We start from the raw sequence: 16401 nt of genomic DNA, 5'->3' as shown, positions 1-16401 counted from the left end.
CGATGACACGGGGGTTCTACATCGGTCGCTTCCAGCCGTACCACAACGGCCACCACCGCATGGTCGATCGGATCGCAAGCGAGGTCGACGAACTCGTCCTCGGGATCGGCAGCGCCGGTGATTCCCACTCGATACACGATCCCTTCACCGCCGGCGAGCGCATCATGATGATCACGAAATCGCTCGTCGACTACGAGCTGGTGACTTACGCGGTCCCCATCGAGGACCTCGATCGCAACTCCGTCTGGGTTAGCCACGTCCAGTCGATGAGCCCTGAGTTCCAAGTCGCCTACTCGAACAATCCCTTAGTGATCCGGCTGTTCGAGGAGGCCGGCGTCGAGGTGCGCCAATCGCCGATGTTCAACCGCGAGGAGCTCGAGGGTACCGAGGTCAGAGAGCGCATGATCGAGGACCGCGACTGGGAGTCGCTGGTCCCCGACCCCGTCGTCGACGTGATCTCCGAGACCAACGGTATCGAACGTCTCCAGCGGGTCAGCGAGAGCGATACCAACGGGATATGATCACGCTGACCTCCGACTTCGGCGAGCCGTACCCGGCGACGATGAAAGGCGTGCTCCTCTCGCGGACGGACGCCCGCCTGGTCGACGTCGCCCACGGCCTCCCCCGTCAGGAGCCCCGCACCGCCGCCTTCTGGCTGCGGGAGGTCCTGCCGTGGTTCCCGCCGGCGGTCCACCTCGCGGTGGTCGATCCCGGCGTCGGCACCGAGCGGAACGCGCTGGTCGTTCAGGCAGGCGAGCACGCGCTCGTCGGTCCCGACAACGGCGTGCTCCTCCCGGCGGCACGCGAACTCGGCGAACCCGAGGCGTTCGCGATCGACCCCGACCACGAGGAGTTCCCCGCCACCGGCGGCGAGGGATCCACGTTCGACGGCCGCGACGTCTTCGCGCCCGCCGCCGCGGCGGTCCACGAGACCGGCGTCGAAGCGGTAGGAGGACTCGAGTGGCTCTCGCCGGTCGACGACCCCGAGGACCTGCGCTTTCCCGAGCCCGACCTCCGGGGCCGGGAGGCGAGCGGCGAGGTACTCGTCACGGATCGCTTCGGCAACGCCATCACCAACATTCCCGGGAGCGTACTGGAGGAGCGCTTCGGCGAGGAGGTCGCGGTCAACGGCACCGCCGCTCCCGCAGAACGGAGTTACGCGCGCGTCGAACCCGGACATCGGCTCGTCACCGTCGGCAGCCACGGAAACGTCGAACTCGCGGTCAACGCCGGCCGCGGCGACGAGGCCTTCGGCGTGGGCGTCGGCTCCGACGTGACGGTCTCGTTCTAAGGGCCTACCCGTCGTTGCTGTGCAGCGTCTGGCGGATGAACCCCGCGGACGGTTCCGTCTCGTTCTCGCTCCCGGCTGGCGGTCCTGTTGCTGGGGCTCGATTCCTACGAAGACCTTTCGTGAGGCGGGCCGACGGTTCCGTATGCGACGGCGCACCGTGCTCGGACTGACCGCAGCGAGCCTGCTCTGTGTCCCCGGCGCCGGCTGTCTTGGTGACGGCTCGTCCGGTGCGGGGAACGACGGCAGTACTGACATACTCTACACCGTTTCCGTAGCGATAGCAGAAGAATCGCCGACCGAGAACCTGCCGCTCGAACTCGGGTTCGACGTGCGCCGTGAGTCGATCACCGAGGACGATCCCTTCGGGATCGAGTTCGCGCTCCGAAACGAGGGCGACGAGCCGATCGAGGTCTCCTCGGGCGCGCCGTGGCCGTTCGGCGTCCCGTGGCTGGAGCCGACGGACGCGTCCGACGAACCCGGTGTTACGCTCTGGACGGACGCCTACGAGAAATCGAGTCACGTCGGCACGAACGGACGGCACGTAACCGCGGTTCAGGACATCGGCCTCGTCGAGGAACTCGAGGGCGGCGAGTCGGTTACACGAACCTACGAACTCTACAGCGACACGCCCGGATTGGAACCCGAGACGTACCGGTTCCGTATCGGTGTCGGCGCGAGAAGCGGGGAAGTGTCGGAGGGTGCTGCCTTCTATTTCGAACTCGTCGTCAGTGACGGCTCGGAAACGAGCGACTGACGGGACCCGATTCGCACGAAGAATCCGGCTTCGGAAAGCGACGCGGCTCAGTCCGCGGAGATGATGTCGTCGATACGGACGATCATCGTCGCGGACTCGGTGGCGCTCTCGACGGCCTCGCGCTTGACGGCGGCGGGATCGAAGACGCCCTCCTCGATGGGGTCGGCGACCTCGCCGGTCTGACCCTTCGAGATGATGCCCGCACTGCCAGTGGAGTCGTACGCCGAGCGCAGGTCGACCAGCGCGTCGATGGGGTCCATCCCGGTGTTGCGCGCCAGCGTGCGGGGCAGTACCTCGACGGCGTCGGCGAACGCCTCGACCGCGAGCTGTTTGCGACCCGAAACGCTCGCAGCCTCGCCCCGAACGCGCTCGGCGATCGCGATCTCGGTCGCGCCCGCGCCGGGGACGATCCCGCCCGAATCGAGTGCGGCGGTCACGACGTCCAGCGCGTCGTCGATGGCACGTTCGAGCTCGTCGACGACGTGCTCGGTACCCCCACGGAGGAACAGCGTGACGGCCTCGGCCTCGGCGCCGCCCTCGACGAACGCGAGCTCGTCATCACCGTATGTCTCGACGGCGATCGATTCGACGTACCCGAAGTCGTCGGTGTCGAGGTCTTCGAGGCTACCGATGCGCTTCGCGCCGACCGCGCGGGCGACCGCACGGGCGTCCTCGTTGCCGACGTTCTCGAAGGCCAGAATGCCCGCCTCCGCGAGCGCGCTCGCGACGCGGTCCTCGACGTCGTCGGTGACGAACGCGACGTCGACGCCGGCTTCCGAGAGCTTTTCAGTATAGCCTCGGAGCTCGCCCTCTTCTGCCTCGATGGCGGCGTTGAGTTGGTCGATGTCGGTGATGTTGTACTCGGCGTCGATGTTCGCTTCCCGTACACCGAGTTCCATGTCCAGCACCGCAACCGTCCCGTCCTCGACCGAACGGGGCATGTTCTCGTTGACGGGCTCTTCGTCGACGATGACGCCCTCGACGAGCTTCGTCGCGCTCGAACTCCCTCCCACTTGAGTCTGGACGCGGATCTCGTCGCGCGCGATGCCCTCGTCGGTTCGGACCCCTTTGACGGTGTCGACGACGATCTCCGCGAGCTTCTCGGCACTGATGTCGCCGGTACCTTTGCCGGTCATGCTGGACTCGGCGACGGCCCGGAGGTGGTCGTCGTCGACCTCGCCCTCGACGGTGATCTCGTTGATCGCTTCCTGTGTGATGCGGGCGGCCTCGTGATACCCCTCGACGATCGTCGTCGGGTGGACGTCGTCCTCGAAGAGGTCCTCGGCCTGTGCGAGCAGTTCGCCGGCAAGCACCGCGGCGGTCGTCGTCCCGTCGCCGACCTCGTCCTCCTGGGTCTGGGCGACCTCGACGATCATTTGGGCCGCGGGGTGCTCGATGTCCATCTCGTTCAGGATGGTCGCCCCGTCGTTGGTGATGACGACCTCGCCGGATGAACCGACGAGCATCTTGTCCATCCCACGGGGGCCGAGCGTGGTGCGTACGGCCTCCGCCACCGCCTTGCCCGCCGCGATGTTCGAGGACTGTGCGTCCCGCCCCTTCGTTCGCGAGCTGTCGTCGTTGAGAATGAAGACCGGCTGTCCGCCCATGCGCCGCTGTGATGCTTGTGACATGTGTATTCCTCAGATATGGGTCGTTAGCGGTTCTATATAAGTTTTTCTATTATTTTCCGCCTGATAGGGAGTGACAATACCGGGGAAGGCGATCGGATGGCACTCGCCCCGCTGTCCGGATGGCGGTTCGAGGCGGGTCACGGCCCGACGGCCCGCTCACCGCCAGTCGTACTGCTCGACGGCTCGGTCCTGGCGACCCGAGATCCCGTAGGGGTTACGTCGGGGCGTCCGGTCGCTCACGCGCGCTTGAAACCCGTCTTTCAGCCCGATCAGCGTGTTGGCGGTCACCGCGCTTCCGCCGCCGATCCACGCCGTCGGCGTGAGGCCCCCTTTGAGCACGCCGCGGGTCGAGGCGACCCCGTCGACGGCCGTGTGGCCCGCGAGCCGCCGGAGGACGGTGGGTCGGGGGCCGTAGTTCTTCGCGAGCCGGTAGGCGAGCGCCCGGTACTTGAGCCCCCAGCGTCGGTGGGCCTCGTCGCCCAGAAACGCGCTCGCCCGGCTGATCATTCGTGGATCCCCGTCGCCCCCGCCGTCGGTCTCGACGCTCTTCTTGACGCCCATACCGGGCTGCCAGCTCACCGCCCGCTTCTGGCCCGCGAGCCGGTGGGCGAGATCGCGCGCGCCGCCCGTTTCGAGGTACTCGTCGAACCCGTCGAGCTCCTCGACCGCCGCGCGGCTCAGCGCGACGTTCCCGCCGTTGAAGTAGGTCACGTCCCGGCCGGCGATGGTCCGGTGCTCGCGGGCTTCGGTGGTGATCCCCCCGCGAATCGGGCGGTGGGTTGGCCCGGTGATCGCGTGCCCGTCGGCGTCGATCCCTCGCTCGACCGCACTCGCCCAGCCGTCCTCGATCCGATGGCCCTGATCGAGCAGCGCCACCACGTCGCCGCGCGCGATCTCGAGTCCGGCGTTTCGCGCGACGTTGATGTTCCTGTCGGCGATCTCGACCAGTACGTCCACGTCGGGACGCTCGTGGACCATTCCGCTGGTACCGTCCGTCGAGGGCCCGTTGACGACGATGACCTCCGCGGCCGGCAGTCGCTCCCGGAGCGCGTCGAGACACCCCACGAGCTGGTGCCGGCCGTTCAGGGTCGGGACCACGACGGAGAACTCCATACCACCGGATACCGGACCGGAGCACTAAAAATACAGTGGACTGATACTGTCCTCGTCCGTCGGTCACTGACGCACGTGGGCGTTCCAGTACGACACTGAGGCGAACCCGTCGCCCAGATCGGTGTGTCTCAAGCCCGATTCGAGCCGATAGAGTCCGTCGGCGATCGACCGCGAGATCCCTCGGTAGAGTCCGTAGGGCAGCAAAAAGTCGTGACTCGTGCCGTCGAGTTCGTAGCCCGTCCGGTCGAGCATCGCACGGACGTCCTCGTCGTCGTACAGCCGCGAGCCCATCGGCAACAGCCAGTTGTAGATCGAGCGTGTGCTCGGCGTGTTGAACGTATCGAAGACCAGCTGTCCCTTCGTCACCCGGCGGATCTCCTCGAGATATCTATCGGGATTGGGGATGAGGTGGAAAAACCGCATCGCCAGCACCGCGTCGAAGTGATCGTCCGGAAACGGCAGCCGGGCGGCGTCGCCGCGGATGAACTCGACGCGCTCGGAGAGACCCGCCCCGCGGGCCTTCTCGCGGCCCTGCGCGAGCATCGCATCGGAGATGTCGAGGCCGACGACCTCGGCGCCGCGTGCGCCGAGCATCACCGAAAACCGGCCTGTCCCGCAGGCGATCTCCAGAACCGTTTTGTCCTGAAGATCGCCGAGAGCGGAGCTAACCGCCTCCTTCTCCTGACGGTCGATCAGCCGGCCGCCCCCGGAGAACCGCTTGTCTTCGTACTCCTCGGCGACCTCGGCCGCTTGGTACCACTCCTTGCCCTTCACGGTCCCACTACCTCAGTCGAGGGATAAAGTCCTACTGACTCACTGGCCCGTGATCACGCGCTCCGGTCGGATCTTGACGATCACGCGCTCGGCGTCCTCCCCGTCGTGATAGGGGTACTCCTCGACGTCCATGTACCGCCGGGCCAGCGAGTCGATGTGCTCGACTGCGCCCTCCTCGGTCACCTCCGCGACCTCCCCGCGGATCGAGACGTACGTATAGGGGTCGTTCGGGTCGAGGATCGACAGGCCGATCTTCGGGTCGCGGGTCAGGTTGCGCTCCTTCTGGCGGCCACGGACGGTGTTGATCAGGACGAACTCGCCGTCGTAATCCACCCACACCGGCGTCACCTGTGGCGTCCCGTCCTCCATCAGCGTCGCGACGTGTGCGAACGTCTTCTTGCCGAACAGCCCCTCGTACTCCTCGGGTATCTCGCCCATACCCGATCAACGACGAACCGGCGGAAAGCCGTTGTCTTGGTATGGTGATTATACTCCTTACTGTGTATATATTGTTTTCACACACCTATAGCCAACGTTTACCATTACCCCTTGCGAGTGATGGGTATGAGCACACGTGCGGACAGTCAGGGGAGGGACGAGGCGTCGCTCTCGGAGGAAGAATACACCGAACGCCTCGTCGAACTCCCGCCGAGCGCCAAACTCGTTGCGAAGGTCTTGGAGACCGACGCACCGCTCTCGCAGGGCCAGCTTGCCGAGGAATCGCTGCTGCCCGACCGAACCGTTCGCTACGCGCTGAACCGCCTAGAGGAAGTCGACATCGTCAGCTCCCGATACAGCTTCCGCGACGCGAGAAAGCAGGTCTATTCGCTTCGCCGGTAGGTTCTCGCCGCTGAAGCGCGAACGCCCCGCATGCAGATCGATCGGTTCTCGGTTTCGACCACCACCCGCGCACCGACCGGTTCGACCAACGCCTACGTCGTTGGCGACCTCCTGATCGATCCCGGCGCGCGCACCGACGCCCTCGACGCCGCCGTCGGGACCGCGGACCACGTCGCGGTCACCCACACGCACCCCGACCACGTCGGCGCGCTCGCCGAGTACGCCGATTCTCGGACTGTGTGGGCGCTGGCGGGCCACGAAGCGCGTTTCGAGGCCGCGACGGGGATCGAACCCGATGAGACGTTCGCCGTGGGGGATCGCCTCGCCGGCCTCTCCGTGCTCGAAACGCCCGGTCATGCCCCGGACCACGTCGCCTTCGCGACCGACGGCGCGGTCCTCTGTGGGGACCTGGTGATGGCGGAGAGCAGCGTCTTCGTCGGCGGTGACGGGGCAGACATGCAGGCGTACCTCGACTCGCTTCGGCGGCTCAAAGAGTACGATCCGAAAACGCTTCACCCGGGCCACGGCGACCCGATCGACCACCCGAAAGAGCGCCTCGACTGGTTGATCGACCACCGGCTGGAGCGCGAACGCCGGGTCCGGGGGGCGGTCGAGGCCGGGAATCACACGATGGAGGCGGTCCGGGATGCGGCCTACGGGAAGGACCTTTCAGGCGTTGCGGATCTCGCCTCGCTGACCGTCGAAGCTCATCTGAAAAAGCTCGTCGCGGAGGGAGTCGTCGAGTGGGACGGCGAGTGCGCCCGGATCTGACGACGGGCTTTTCCTCTCCCAAGCGCTCGCTTTCGTATGGAGTCGCTCGAAGCGGAACTCGAACGCGCCCGCGGGCTCGACGTGGCGGAGATCGCCGACGCCATCGAGTCCATCGGCTTCGAGTGCACCCGCTGTGGGGCCTGCTGTACCCGCGAGGCCGAGGACCCACACACCGCGACGGTGTTCCCCGACGAAGTCAGGGAACTGGAGTCCGAGGACCGCCAGTGGAACGACGTCGCCCGCCCCATGCCCTACGGGCTGGACGACGGGGAGGGTCAGACCTTCGAGTGGGCACTGCAGACGGACGCCTGCGGGGACTGTGTCTTCTACGAGGAAAGCGAGGGGGTAGGAGCCTGTTCGGTCCACGAGGACCGGCCGCTGATCTGTCGGACCTATCCGTTCAGCGTGGCGCTCGCGGGAACGAGCCAGCCGATGGGTGAGGCGGTCGATTCGGAGGGGATGGTACGGGCCCACGAGTGTGAGGGACTGGGCCGCGACATCTCGCGGGAGGAGGCCGAGGACCTCGCCGGGGCGCTCAAGGAGCGGGCCGTCCGCGAACTCGAGGAAGCGATCGGCGTGCGCGAGAACTACCGGCCAGTCGACGAGCCGACCGTCGTCTACGATTCGGAGGGCCCGAAGCGGTCGGACGGACGCGAGATCCGCGGCGAATGACGTCCGGCGCGGCCGTCGCCGGGTGGGCCGAGTGGGAGTAACTACTATTAGGCACGACTCCCACGCTTAGGCCGGAGGTCTCCATGCAAATATCTGATAAGCTCCTGTGTCTGTTCAACGCCGAACTCACCGAACGCGACGGCGAGTACACCGTCGAGATCCCCGACAGCGAGATCGAAACGGGATCGCTCGAACCCGGTAAAACGTACCGCGTCGCGCTTGTCTCCCGCGAGGCGACCGAAACCACGGAAACCGAGACGACCACCAACCGCCGACCCTCCACCGAACCCCAACCGCCGGTCGAGGAGGGCGAGATCCGCTACGTCGAGATCGAGGACATCGGCAAGCAGGGCGACGGCATCGCCCGCGTCGAGCGTGGCTACGTCATCATCGTCCCCGGTGCCGAGATCGGCGAGCAGGTGAAAGTCGAGGTCAGTCAGGTCAAATCGAACTTCGCGGTCGGCGAAGTCATCGACGAATAGCTCCACAATTTCCCTCGTTGGCCGGTCCGTTCGGATCGGCCGGTTTTCACATCCCGTCGAGCCTCGGGTTTATCGGGTCGTTGCGCGGTATTCGCCGTGTTTGACGCCGATCGCGAGCACGAGCAGGCCGAAGATCACCATCGAGGGCAGCACCATCATGAGTACGGTCCCGGCCCCCATCATCGGCATCGTCCCGACGACGCCGAGGGCGATCAACGCGACGAACACCGCGGCCGTCTTCGGGAGATCGAACTCCATACTCGATGCTTCGTCGCGGTGAGGATGAGACTGTCGGTTCGCCCCGCTCGCTTCAGGCGACGTGATAGCGGGCGATCGCCGCCTCGCCACACGCGGGACACTCCTCGGCGCCCGATTCGACCGTCGTTCCGCACTGTCGGCATTCAGAGATCACCGGCTCCGTTTCGGTGAGATAGGTCCGAACCGTGTCGATGAGCGGCATAGGTATCCTACGTCTCACTCCTCCGCCGCAATAACCGTTTAGGTTTTCTTCCGACGTGCGGGCCGAACGAGGTCAGCGAGCCTGACGGCGCAACCGACCGTCCAGCCCACGGGGATCGCAAGCCCCATCACCGATACGAACCCCCCGCGATCGATCTCGGCCCCGAGCAACCCCGTCGGATGGGGTCCCGGAACGGCCGTTAACCCGCTCGCGATCGCGAGACCGACCGCGATCGCGAGCGCGGGGTACGCGAGCAGGACCATCGCCGTCCGACCGCCGCATGCGGCTCCGGGTTCGAAACCGGCCACCCGTTCGGCGCGGCGCGCCCAGGGGCGTAGTCCGAATCCGATCGTCACCAGCGGATAGAGGCCCGCGACGACCAGCGCGCCCAGTACCGCCCAGCTACCGTATGCGAGGCGTCCGACCGCCGTGTTCGGTACCGGCGCGCGCACCGCCGGCGCGTCGTCGTTTCGCCGGAAGCACAGTTCCATCCACCGCTCGTACAACCGCCAGAGATCGAGTCGGATCGCCCCCGCCCGGCTCGTCGGGCGTGACCGCGCTGTCATACCGCTCAATTAACATAAAATATCTTTAGTCTTATGGCCGACAGTACCTACCAGGGGGCGAAATCGGGGTCGACCTGGCGTTCCTGTGTATCGATCCCGTCGATGACCTCGACGTCCTCGGCGTCGAGTTCGAGCGCCAGGGACTCCCAGTTGTCGCGGATGTGCTCCTCGCCGGTCGCCTTCGGGATCGCCGCGATCCCCTTCTCGCGGAGCCACGCGAGACTGACCTGTGCGGCGCTGGCGTCGTGTTTCTCGGCGATCTCTTCGAGTTCGGGCACGTCGAAGACCTCCCCGCGCGCCAGCGGCGAGTAGGCAACCAGCGGGATGTCGTGTTCGTCGGCGTAGGCTCGCAGGGACTCCTGGGGGAGGAGGGGGTGACACTCGACCTGGTTCGCGAAGATATCTATATCGCTCGCCTCCCGGGCATCGTCGAGCTGTTCGGGCTCGAAGTTCGAGACGCCGACGTTCTCGACGAGGCCGTCGGCCACCAGCGTCGAGAGCGCGTCGAAGGTGTCCTCGGGGTCGTACTCGCCGGCCGGCCAGTGGATGTACAGCAGGTCCACGTAGTCGACGCCGAGCTTTTCGAGGCTCTCCTCGGTGCTCTCGACCACGTCCTCCGGCTCGAGGTTCTCGATCCAGACCTTCGTCGCGAGGAAGACGTCCTCGCGGTCGACGCCGGCGCGCTCGATCCCCTCGCCGACGCTCTCCTCGTTGCCGTAGGCCTGGGCGGTGTCGATGTGGCGATAGCCCGTTTCGAGGGCCGCTCGGACGCTTTCGGCACACTCCTCTTCGTCCTCGTTTTGCCAGGTGCCGAGCCCGAGCATCGGCATTCCGTTCACGGTCGCTACGTCGTCACTGGTCGGTGAGTCCATACCCGAAAAAGGGGCGTGAGAGGAATAGGCGTTCGGGATGCGTCAGCAAGTTCGTCCTTCGAAAGCGGCTCACAGCGCGCTGCCCGGATGATACTCGCCGAAGCTCTCGCGAAGCACGTCGCAGATCTCGCCGGTCGTCGCCTCGGCCTTTACGGCGTCGAGGATCGGAGGCATGACGTTTTCCGTGCCCTCGGCGGCCGTCTCGAGCGCCGCAAGCGCCTCGGCGACCGCCTCGTCGTCGCGCCCCTCCCTGACTCCCTCTAGCCGGCTGATCTGGCGCTGCTGGTCCTCCTCGGTGACCTCCTCGATGTCCATCTCGGGCTCCTCGCTCACCTCGTACTCGTTGACGCCGACGATGACCCGCTCGCCCTCCTCGATCTCACGCTGGCGTTCGTAGGCGACGTCTTGGATCTGCCGTTGGACCCACTGGTCCTCGACGGCCTGCAGCATTCCGCCCCGGTCGTCGACTTCTCTGATGAGCTCGAAGGCCTCCTCCTCGAGTTCGTCCGTGAGCGCCTCGACGTAGTACGAGCCGGCAAGCGGGTCGATGGTGTCGGCGGCGCCCGACTCGTGGGCGAGGATCTGCTGGGTCCGCAGGGCGGTCCTGACCGACTTCTCGGTCGGCAGCGCGAGCGCCTCGTCCTTGCCGTTGGTGTGGAGGCTCTGGGTACCGCCCAGTACCGCCGCCAGTGCCTGATAGGCCACTCGAACCACGTTGTTCTCGATCTGCTGGGCGGTCAGCATCGATCCGGCGGTCTGGGTGTGGAACTTCAGCTGCTTCGCTTTTTCAGTACTGGCGTCGAACCGTTCCTCCATGATCCGCGCCCACATCCGGCGGGCCGCCCTGAACTTCGCGACCTCCTCGAAGATGTCGTTGTGTGCGTTGAAGAAAAAGGACAGTTGGGGGGCGAACTCGTCGACGTCCTGGCCGGCGTCGAGCGCGGCCTCGACGTACTCGATGCCGTTTCCGAGGGTGAACGCCAGCTCTTGGGCCGCCGAGGCGCCGGCCTCGCGGATGTGATAGCCCGAAATGGAGATCGTGTTGAAGTTGGGCACCTCCTCGGCGCAGAACTCGAAGACGTCGGTGATGATTCTCATCGAAGGACCGGGCGGGTAGATGTAGGTATTGCGGGCGATGTACTCCTTCAGGAGATCGTTCTGGATCGTTCCTCTGAGTTCCTCGCGGGGGACGCCCTGCTCGTCGCCGACGGCAATGTACATCGCGAGCAGGACGGCCGCGGGCGCGTTGATCGTCATGCTCGTCGAGACCTCATCGAGGGGGATCTCCTCGAAGACGGTCCGCATGTCGTCGAGGGAATCGATCGCCACACCGGATTTGCCGACCTCGCCGGCCGCCATCTCGGCGTCCGAGTCGTAGCCCATCTGCGTGGGTAAGTCGAACGCCATCGAGAGGCCGGTCTGGCCCTGGTCCATGAGGTAGTGGTAGCGCTCGTTGGTCTCGACGGCACTGCCCATGCCGGCGTACTGGCGCATCGTCCAGAGGCGCCCGCGATACATCGTCGAGTAGACTCCCCTGGTATAGGGGTCCTCGCCGGGAAATCCGAGGTCCTCCTCGTAATCGAGATCCGCGACGTCGTCGGGCGTATAGAGGGGATCGATCTCGTGGCCGGCGGTGTCGGTCGTGAAGGTCTCCTTTCGTTCCCCGAAGCGCTCGACGGTGGGCCCGCGCGTCTCCGCCTCCCACTGTGATTTCCCCTCGCGGATCGATTCGAGTTCCTTCTGGTCGAACATGCCAAACTCTACCGTGCGCAGGCTCTTAAGCGGTCGTCAATCGCGCGGGGCGGTTCGCGTCACTTTTTGTCGCCGGGCTACAATGAGCCCTATGGACACGCCGATCGCCCCCGACGAGGGCGAGGGCTCGCCGATTCCGACGGACGAGGACAGCGATCGCTGGCGGGCAACGAAGTACACCCTCCCGTTCGTGGCGCTCGGGATCTTCGACGTGGTGCTCGTCATCGGGTGGGGACTCAACCCGATCTGGGGGTTCGCCATCCTCCCGCCCATCCTCTTCATAAGCGTGCTGACGTGGATCGCCTTCAAGAACGGTTTCATCACCGAACGCGAGGACTACTGACGGCCGGTGTCGTACTTGTAGGTCGCACTCTTGGGGTCGATCCCGAACTCCTCGGCCGGGATCGATTCCGCGTCGGGACCGGCCTCGGCGACCGGCGAGGCCTCCTTGAACCGCTCGCGGAGCCGGTCGGGCATCGAGAACGAGTCGATATCCAGACCCATCGCGAGCACCTCGTCGTGACGTTCGCGTTTCGCCTCGAGGCGCGCCTGGAGGGATTCGGGCAGCGCCGATCGCTCGACCGGCTCGAAGCCGAACTGGAGCAGGTAGTCGGGCTCTGGTGCAAGCGCGTAGGCCGTCTCGAACCCCTCGTCGCCGGCGTGTTCGACGAGTCGTTCGACGACGTGCGCGCCGACGCCCTGACCGCGCCACGGGTCGGTGACGCCGAGGCTGGTGAGCTCGGCCGCCTCCTCGTGGGGTCGCAGTCGACCGAACCCGGCCTTCTCGCCCGATTCCTCGTCGAGCGCGACGACGTACTCCCGGGAGCGAAACGCCGCCTCGTCGAGATCCAGTCGCTCGATCTCGTCGAGGAGCCAGGCCTCGTCTCGATTCTTGGCACCTCGGACGTACATACCGAGTCGTTGTATTGCCCGCAGTAAAAGCCTTTCAGGCCGATCGAAAGCTTGAATCACGCCCCTCGCGAATCGACGGCCATGAGCGACGACGAAGAGGAGGAGGAGGACGCCCCGCTCGTCGAACTCGGCGAGGGTGCGGACGTCGATGGAGCCCCCATCGCGCGGGTCGCTTCCCGACTCAACTGGCCCGTCCAGCAAAGCGAGATCAGGCGCAAGGAGGGCGACAGCGTCGTCCGAACCCCCGACGGACCGCAGGCCGTCGGCGAACTGCTCGACTCGGTCGAGAACCCGTACTTCGAGAGCCGACAGGAGTTCGTCACCGCCTGTCGCGAGGTCACCGGTGACGGGCCGATACCGACCGACGAGTAGATGGCGATCGCAGAGCGGCTCTCGTGGATTCAGCGCGCCCTGCTGGTCGCGGGGGTCGTTCTCGTCGTCTGGGTGAGCTGGGGGACGACATCGATCACCGAGCGGGTCGTCCGCGATACCCTGCTGTATCTGGTGATCCCGCTCGGCCTCGGGCTGGTCCACGGTAGACACATCGGCTGGAAAATAGATCGCCGGGCGATCCGCGATACGCTGTTGCTCTCGGTGTTCGTATTGCCCTTCTATCTCGTGGGTTCGACGCTCCCCAGCGTCCGGGAGTTCTACCCGATGTGGCAGACGACGCCCGACCTAGCGTTCGTCCCCCACGCGATCCAGCTGTTCGTCCTCGCGCTCGCCACCGAGACCTACTTCCGGGGGCTGCTCTGTGTCGGCGTCAGGGACCTCGGCGCGAAGTGCATCTTCATCAGCCCCGTCCTGTACACGCTGCTTCACGTCTCCAAACCCCCCGTCGAGCTGATCCTCTCGGGGCCGACGGACGTGCTGTTCGGCGCGGTCGACTATCACGCCGACTCGATCCTGCCCTCCGTCGTCGCCCACGGCGGCGGACTCGTTCTGCTCGACTGGCTCGTCCTCCACGAGCCGCTCGTTTCGCCCGACCGGGTTCTCCAGTGGCTCTCGTGGCTCCCCCTGCCGCTGTAGCCGGCGAGTCTTTTTTGGCGCCCTCGGACGACGTACCCGACATGAGCCTTCCGATCGATCCGGAACAGCTCACCCGAGCTGACATCGGCGAACGAAGCGTGACGCTGAACATGGACCACGACGAGGCGATCGAGCACGTCCGACAGACGTTCGAATCGGCCGGCTTCGGCGTGCCCGTCGAGTTCTCGCCCTCGGACCTGTTGCGCGAGAAGATCGACGCCGATCGCGACCCCTACTACGTGCTCGGCGCGTGCAACCCCGAGATGGCCGACAAGGCCCTCGAGGTCACCCGCGAGATCGGTGCGTTGTTCCCCTGTAACGTCGTCGTCTGGGAGGTCGAGCCCGGCCTCCAGCAGGTCTATCACGTCTCGATCATGAAGATCGCCCGGCTGAACGGGATCGCCCCCGACAACGACGACTGGGAAGCGGTCGTCGACGGGACAGGGCGGATGGTTGAGGAGGCCTTCGACGACCTCGAGACGACCGACGCGTCCGGGAGTGGTGAGGAACCGCGTGGACGACAGGGCGGCAAACGCGAGGGACAGGGCAAGCACTCGGGTGCCCGGCGCGATGACGACGAATAGCTACTCCTCGTTCTCGCGGATCTGCTCGGCCCACGTCTCCCCGTTCTCGAAGCGTCCCTCGAACTCCGCGAAGCCGACCGGGTCGGCCGCCCGGCCCTCGTAGACGAACCGTTCGAGCGCCAGCGCCAGCACGACGGGCAGGACGATCGTCACTCCGATCAGTGCGAGCAGGCCGAGTTCGACCGGGGAAAACGAGCCCACGGCCATCAGTACGTCCGCGTCCATGGGCCCGCTACGGACGAGGGGCGAATAAGCGTTCGCCCCTGCCTGTCTGCGGTCAGGGCGCGAAGTCCGCAAGGGAGGCCTGCACGCCCGCGACCATCTCCGAGGACCGCCGCAACTGCCCCGTCGAGACGGGGAGATGCGGTTCGATTCCGCCAACTGCTTCGTGGAAGGTCTCGGCGACCCCGCTTTCGCCCTCGAAGGCGTCCCGCACGCTTTCGCGGATCTGCCACACTCCCACCGGCGCCCAGTATTCGTCGGAGACGTGGCGCAACACGAGCACCTTCGCCTGCCGGCCGATCTCTTCGAGGTACTCGAGGGCGGCGAGCCGGGTCGCGTAGTACGCTCCTGCAGTGCCGCCGTCGACATACCCCGTTCGGCCCTCGTAGCCCTCGTGGTCGCTCGCGATCCAGACGTCCGAACCGACGGGGTTCCAGACGCTTCCCGGTGCCTTCATCTCGACGAGTTCGAACTCCCAGTTGCCCGGAGAAAGGACCGCCCAGTAGCGATTGCCCATGTACTCGCTGGAGAACACCTGCGTCTCGTCGACGCTCGGGTTCGAGCGAATGGATCCTCTAAGGAACTTCCCGACGGTGTCGTCGACGGCGGTGATCGACCAGCGGGTGGGGACCAATCGTCGAGTGTCGGCCTCGCCGAGCGCGCCCGCCGAGAGGATGCGGTTGATCTCGTAGACGTCGAACCCTCGTCGGTAGAGATAGCTCATCGCGCCCTCGGCACGCCAGTCGTCGTCCTCTAACGTTTTTTCGACGGCGCGGGGGACGTGGGGGTTCTCGGTGAGAGTCGCGGATTCGGCGCCCGTGCGCGGGCCCCGTGGCGCGGCGGTGTCACCGTCGGGGAAATCGAAGTCAAGCCGTGAATCGGAGAGCCCGATCTCGACGTCGACGGGTCGGTCGGCGATGGCGACCTCCCGCTGGGTGCCGACGAAGCCGTCCCAGACGTCGTGAACGTTCGGCGAGCCCGTCTTGTCGGTGGCCGGACTCTCCCCGACCGAGCGGACGTCGGTGAATCGGTTGGCGTTCAACAGTCCAGTCCGGCGCTGGACGACGTCGTCGATCGAGAGCCCTTGACGGTACCACTCGCCGTCGGTGGCATATTCCGACGCACGGTCCTCGTCACCGACGGGCGAGAGCAGGCCGGTCGACACCTTCGGGTAGTTCGAGTGGCCGACGAAAATGGAGGGGGCCGTCGAACCGACCAACGAGTCCCCCGAGAGCGCGTCGTTGAATCGGTCCTCGACCTCGTCGAGGTAGCGGGTGATCCCGTAGGACTTCTCGCGGGCGAGCCGGCGGCGCTCGGCGGCCTCGTCGCGCTCGAACCCCTCGAGATACTCGTCGAGTCGCATTCGTCTCTTCTAGGACGCGAAGCGGCTTGAACGTTCGGCTGGCGGGCGTTCGGAGGCGATTCACTATGGGACGCGGAACGCCGACCGCAGTGAGAGGTCGGGTTAGCTGTGGATCCCCATCGCTTCGATCTGTTCTTGATACCGGTTCCGGATGGTGACTTCCGTGACCTGGGCGACGTCGGCGACCTCGCGTTGAGTCTTCTTCTCGTTACAGAGTAGCGAGGCGGCGTAGATCGCCGCGGCGGCATAGCCCGTCGGGGACTTCCCCGAGAGCAGGCCCTTTTCGGCGGTGGTTTCGATGATCTCGTTGGCT

At 66.0% G+C, this 16401-nt stretch carries 24 protein-coding genes; 11 read left to right on the top strand and 13 right to left on the bottom strand.

The features are described from left to right. Positions 1-2 precede the first annotated feature (2 nt). The 3 genes from EAO80_RS08080 (at position 3) to EAO80_RS08070 (ending at position 2045) form a co-directional block, all read left to right on the top strand. Positions 3-521: a nicotinamide-nucleotide adenylyltransferase gene (locus tag EAO80_RS08080; RefSeq protein WP_122089418.1), complete on the top strand. Its 519-nt coding sequence runs from the start codon at positions 3-5 to the stop codon at positions 519-521. Continuing rightward, positions 518-1291: an SAM hydrolase/SAM-dependent halogenase family protein gene (locus EAO80_RS08075; RefSeq protein WP_122089417.1), complete on the top strand. Its 774-nt coding sequence runs from the start codon at positions 518-520 to the stop codon at positions 1289-1291. The genes EAO80_RS08080 and EAO80_RS08075 overlap by 4 nt, the downstream gene beginning before the upstream one ends. Positions 1292-1433: 142 nt before the next feature. Further along, a complete protein-coding gene (locus tag EAO80_RS08070; RefSeq protein ID WP_122089416.1) occupies positions 1434-2045 on the top strand; it encodes a hypothetical protein in 612 nt (203 codons plus the stop codon). Between the two features lie 47 nt (positions 2046-2092). Here the strand turns inward: EAO80_RS08070 and thsA are convergent, their stop codons facing one another. From thsA to EAO80_RS08050, 4 genes are all read right to left on the bottom strand, one after another. Continuing rightward, the gene (gene thsA, locus EAO80_RS08065) at positions 2093-3652 is read right to left on the bottom strand and encodes a thermosome subunit alpha (protein WP_122089415.1); all 1560 of its coding nucleotides are present in this window, start codon (positions 3650-3652) and stop codon (positions 2093-2095) included. Positions 3653-3832: 180 nt separating this feature from the next. Further along, a complete protein-coding gene (locus tag EAO80_RS08060; RefSeq protein WP_122089414.1) occupies positions 3833-4789 on the bottom strand; it encodes a glycosyltransferase family 2 protein in 957 nt (318 codons plus the stop codon). Positions 4790-4852: 63 nt separating this feature from the next. Next, entirely contained in the window at positions 4853-5563 is a 711-nt protein-coding gene (locus EAO80_RS08055; RefSeq protein WP_122089413.1) for a class I SAM-dependent methyltransferase, read from the bottom strand. A 39-nt stretch (positions 5564-5602) separates the two neighbouring features. Then, entirely contained in the window at positions 5603-6001 is a 399-nt protein-coding gene (locus EAO80_RS08050; RefSeq protein WP_122089412.1) for a PPOX class F420-dependent oxidoreductase, read from the bottom strand. A gap of 120 nt (positions 6002-6121) precedes the next feature. Here EAO80_RS08050 and EAO80_RS08045 point away from each other — a divergent pair, with 120 nt between their 5' ends. The 4 genes from EAO80_RS08045 to EAO80_RS08030 all read left to right on the top strand — a co-directional run bounded on the left by EAO80_RS08045 (position 6122) and on the right by EAO80_RS08030 (position 8328). Then, positions 6122-6403, top strand: a complete 282-nt coding sequence (locus EAO80_RS08045; protein WP_394343434.1) for a winged helix-turn-helix transcriptional regulator — start codon at positions 6122-6124, stop codon at positions 6401-6403. Positions 6404-6433: 30 nt separating this feature from the next. Next, entirely contained in the window at positions 6434-7174 is a 741-nt protein-coding gene (locus EAO80_RS08040) for an MBL fold metallo-hydrolase (protein ID WP_122089410.1), read from the top strand. A gap of 36 nt (positions 7175-7210) precedes the next feature. Continuing rightward, positions 7211-7846 carry a YkgJ family cysteine cluster protein gene (locus EAO80_RS08035; RefSeq protein WP_122089409.1) on the top strand — a complete coding sequence of 212 codons (636 nt, stop codon included), beginning with the start codon at positions 7211-7213 and terminating at the stop codon, positions 7844-7846. Between the two features lie 83 nt (positions 7847-7929). Beyond that, a complete protein-coding gene (locus tag EAO80_RS08030) occupies positions 7930-8328 on the top strand; it encodes a TRAM domain-containing protein (RefSeq protein ID WP_122089408.1) in 399 nt (132 codons plus the stop codon). Between the two features lie 69 nt (positions 8329-8397). On the opposite strand, the gene EAO80_RS08025 is transcribed toward EAO80_RS08030, so the two are convergent. The 5 genes from EAO80_RS08025 to EAO80_RS08010 form a co-directional block, all read right to left on the bottom strand. Then, a complete protein-coding gene (locus tag EAO80_RS08025) occupies positions 8398-8586 on the bottom strand; it encodes a DUF7333 family protein (RefSeq protein WP_122089407.1) in 189 nt (62 codons plus the stop codon). Between the two features lie 52 nt (positions 8587-8638). Beyond that, entirely contained in the window at positions 8639-8788 is a 150-nt protein-coding gene (locus EAO80_RS19610) for a hypothetical protein (protein WP_162993922.1), read from the bottom strand. 38 nt (positions 8789-8826) lie between these two features. Beyond that, complete coding sequence (locus EAO80_RS08020) at positions 8827-9354, bottom strand: hypothetical protein (RefSeq protein ID WP_122089406.1); 528 nt, start codon at positions 9352-9354, stop codon at positions 8827-8829. A gap of 47 nt (positions 9355-9401) precedes the next feature. After that, positions 9402-10226, bottom strand: coding sequence for an aldo/keto reductase (locus EAO80_RS08015; RefSeq protein ID WP_122089405.1), 825 nt, complete (start codon positions 10224-10226; stop codon positions 9402-9404). Between the two features lie 69 nt (positions 10227-10295). After that, a complete protein-coding gene (locus tag EAO80_RS08010) occupies positions 10296-11978 on the bottom strand; it encodes an acyl-CoA mutase large subunit family protein (RefSeq protein WP_122089404.1) in 1683 nt (560 codons plus the stop codon). A gap of 91 nt (positions 11979-12069) precedes the next feature. Here EAO80_RS08010 and EAO80_RS08005 point away from each other — a divergent pair, with 91 nt between their 5' ends. Then, the gene (locus tag EAO80_RS08005; protein ID WP_122089403.1) at positions 12070-12321 is read left to right on the top strand and encodes a hypothetical protein; all 252 of its coding nucleotides are present in this window, start codon (positions 12070-12072) and stop codon (positions 12319-12321) included. On the opposite strand, the gene EAO80_RS08000 is transcribed toward EAO80_RS08005, so the two are convergent. After that, positions 12315-12890: a GNAT family N-acetyltransferase gene (locus EAO80_RS08000; protein WP_122089402.1), complete on the bottom strand. Its 576-nt coding sequence runs from the start codon at positions 12888-12890 to the stop codon at positions 12315-12317. The two genes, EAO80_RS08005 and EAO80_RS08000, sit on opposite strands and share 7 nt — an antisense overlap. Positions 12891-12971: 81 nt before the next feature. Here EAO80_RS08000 and EAO80_RS07995 point away from each other — a divergent pair, with 81 nt between their 5' ends. From EAO80_RS07995 to EAO80_RS07985, 3 genes are read left to right on the top strand one after another with little or no spacing between them, the layout of a single operon-like run. Next, a complete protein-coding gene (locus EAO80_RS07995; RefSeq protein ID WP_122089401.1) occupies positions 12972-13262 on the top strand; it encodes a DUF5789 family protein in 291 nt (96 codons plus the stop codon). Further along, the gene (locus EAO80_RS07990) at positions 13263-13919 is read left to right on the top strand and encodes a CPBP family intramembrane glutamic endopeptidase (RefSeq protein ID WP_122089400.1); all 657 of its coding nucleotides are present in this window, start codon (positions 13263-13265) and stop codon (positions 13917-13919) included. Positions 13920-13960: 41 nt separating this feature from the next. Next, positions 13961-14503, top strand: a complete 543-nt coding sequence (locus EAO80_RS07985; protein WP_122089399.1) for a DUF302 domain-containing protein — start codon at positions 13961-13963, stop codon at positions 14501-14503. Here EAO80_RS07985 and EAO80_RS07980 read toward each other — a convergent pair whose 3' ends face one another. The 3 genes from EAO80_RS07980 to EAO80_RS07970 form a co-directional block, all read right to left on the bottom strand. Next, on the bottom strand, positions 14504-14728 hold the full coding sequence (locus EAO80_RS07980) for a hypothetical protein (RefSeq protein ID WP_122089398.1): 225 nt from the start codon (positions 14726-14728) through the stop codon (positions 14504-14506). Positions 14729-14780: 52 nt separating this feature from the next. After that, entirely contained in the window at positions 14781-16088 is a 1308-nt protein-coding gene (gene nreA, locus EAO80_RS07975) for a DNA repair protein NreA (protein WP_122089397.1), read from the bottom strand. Between the two features lie 102 nt (positions 16089-16190). Further along, a partial coding sequence (locus EAO80_RS07970) for a transcription initiation factor IIB family protein (protein ID WP_122089396.1) occupies positions 16191-16401 on the bottom strand: 211 nt, incomplete at its 5' end.

Source organism: Halalkalicoccus subterraneus (assembly GCF_003697815.1).
GTDB classification, from domain to species: Archaea; Halobacteriota; Halobacteria; order Halobacteriales; family Halalkalicoccaceae; genus Halalkalicoccus; species Halalkalicoccus subterraneus.
The sequence above is the reverse complement of the archived record's forward strand: the minus strand, read 5'-3'. Positions and strand labels throughout refer to the sequence as shown.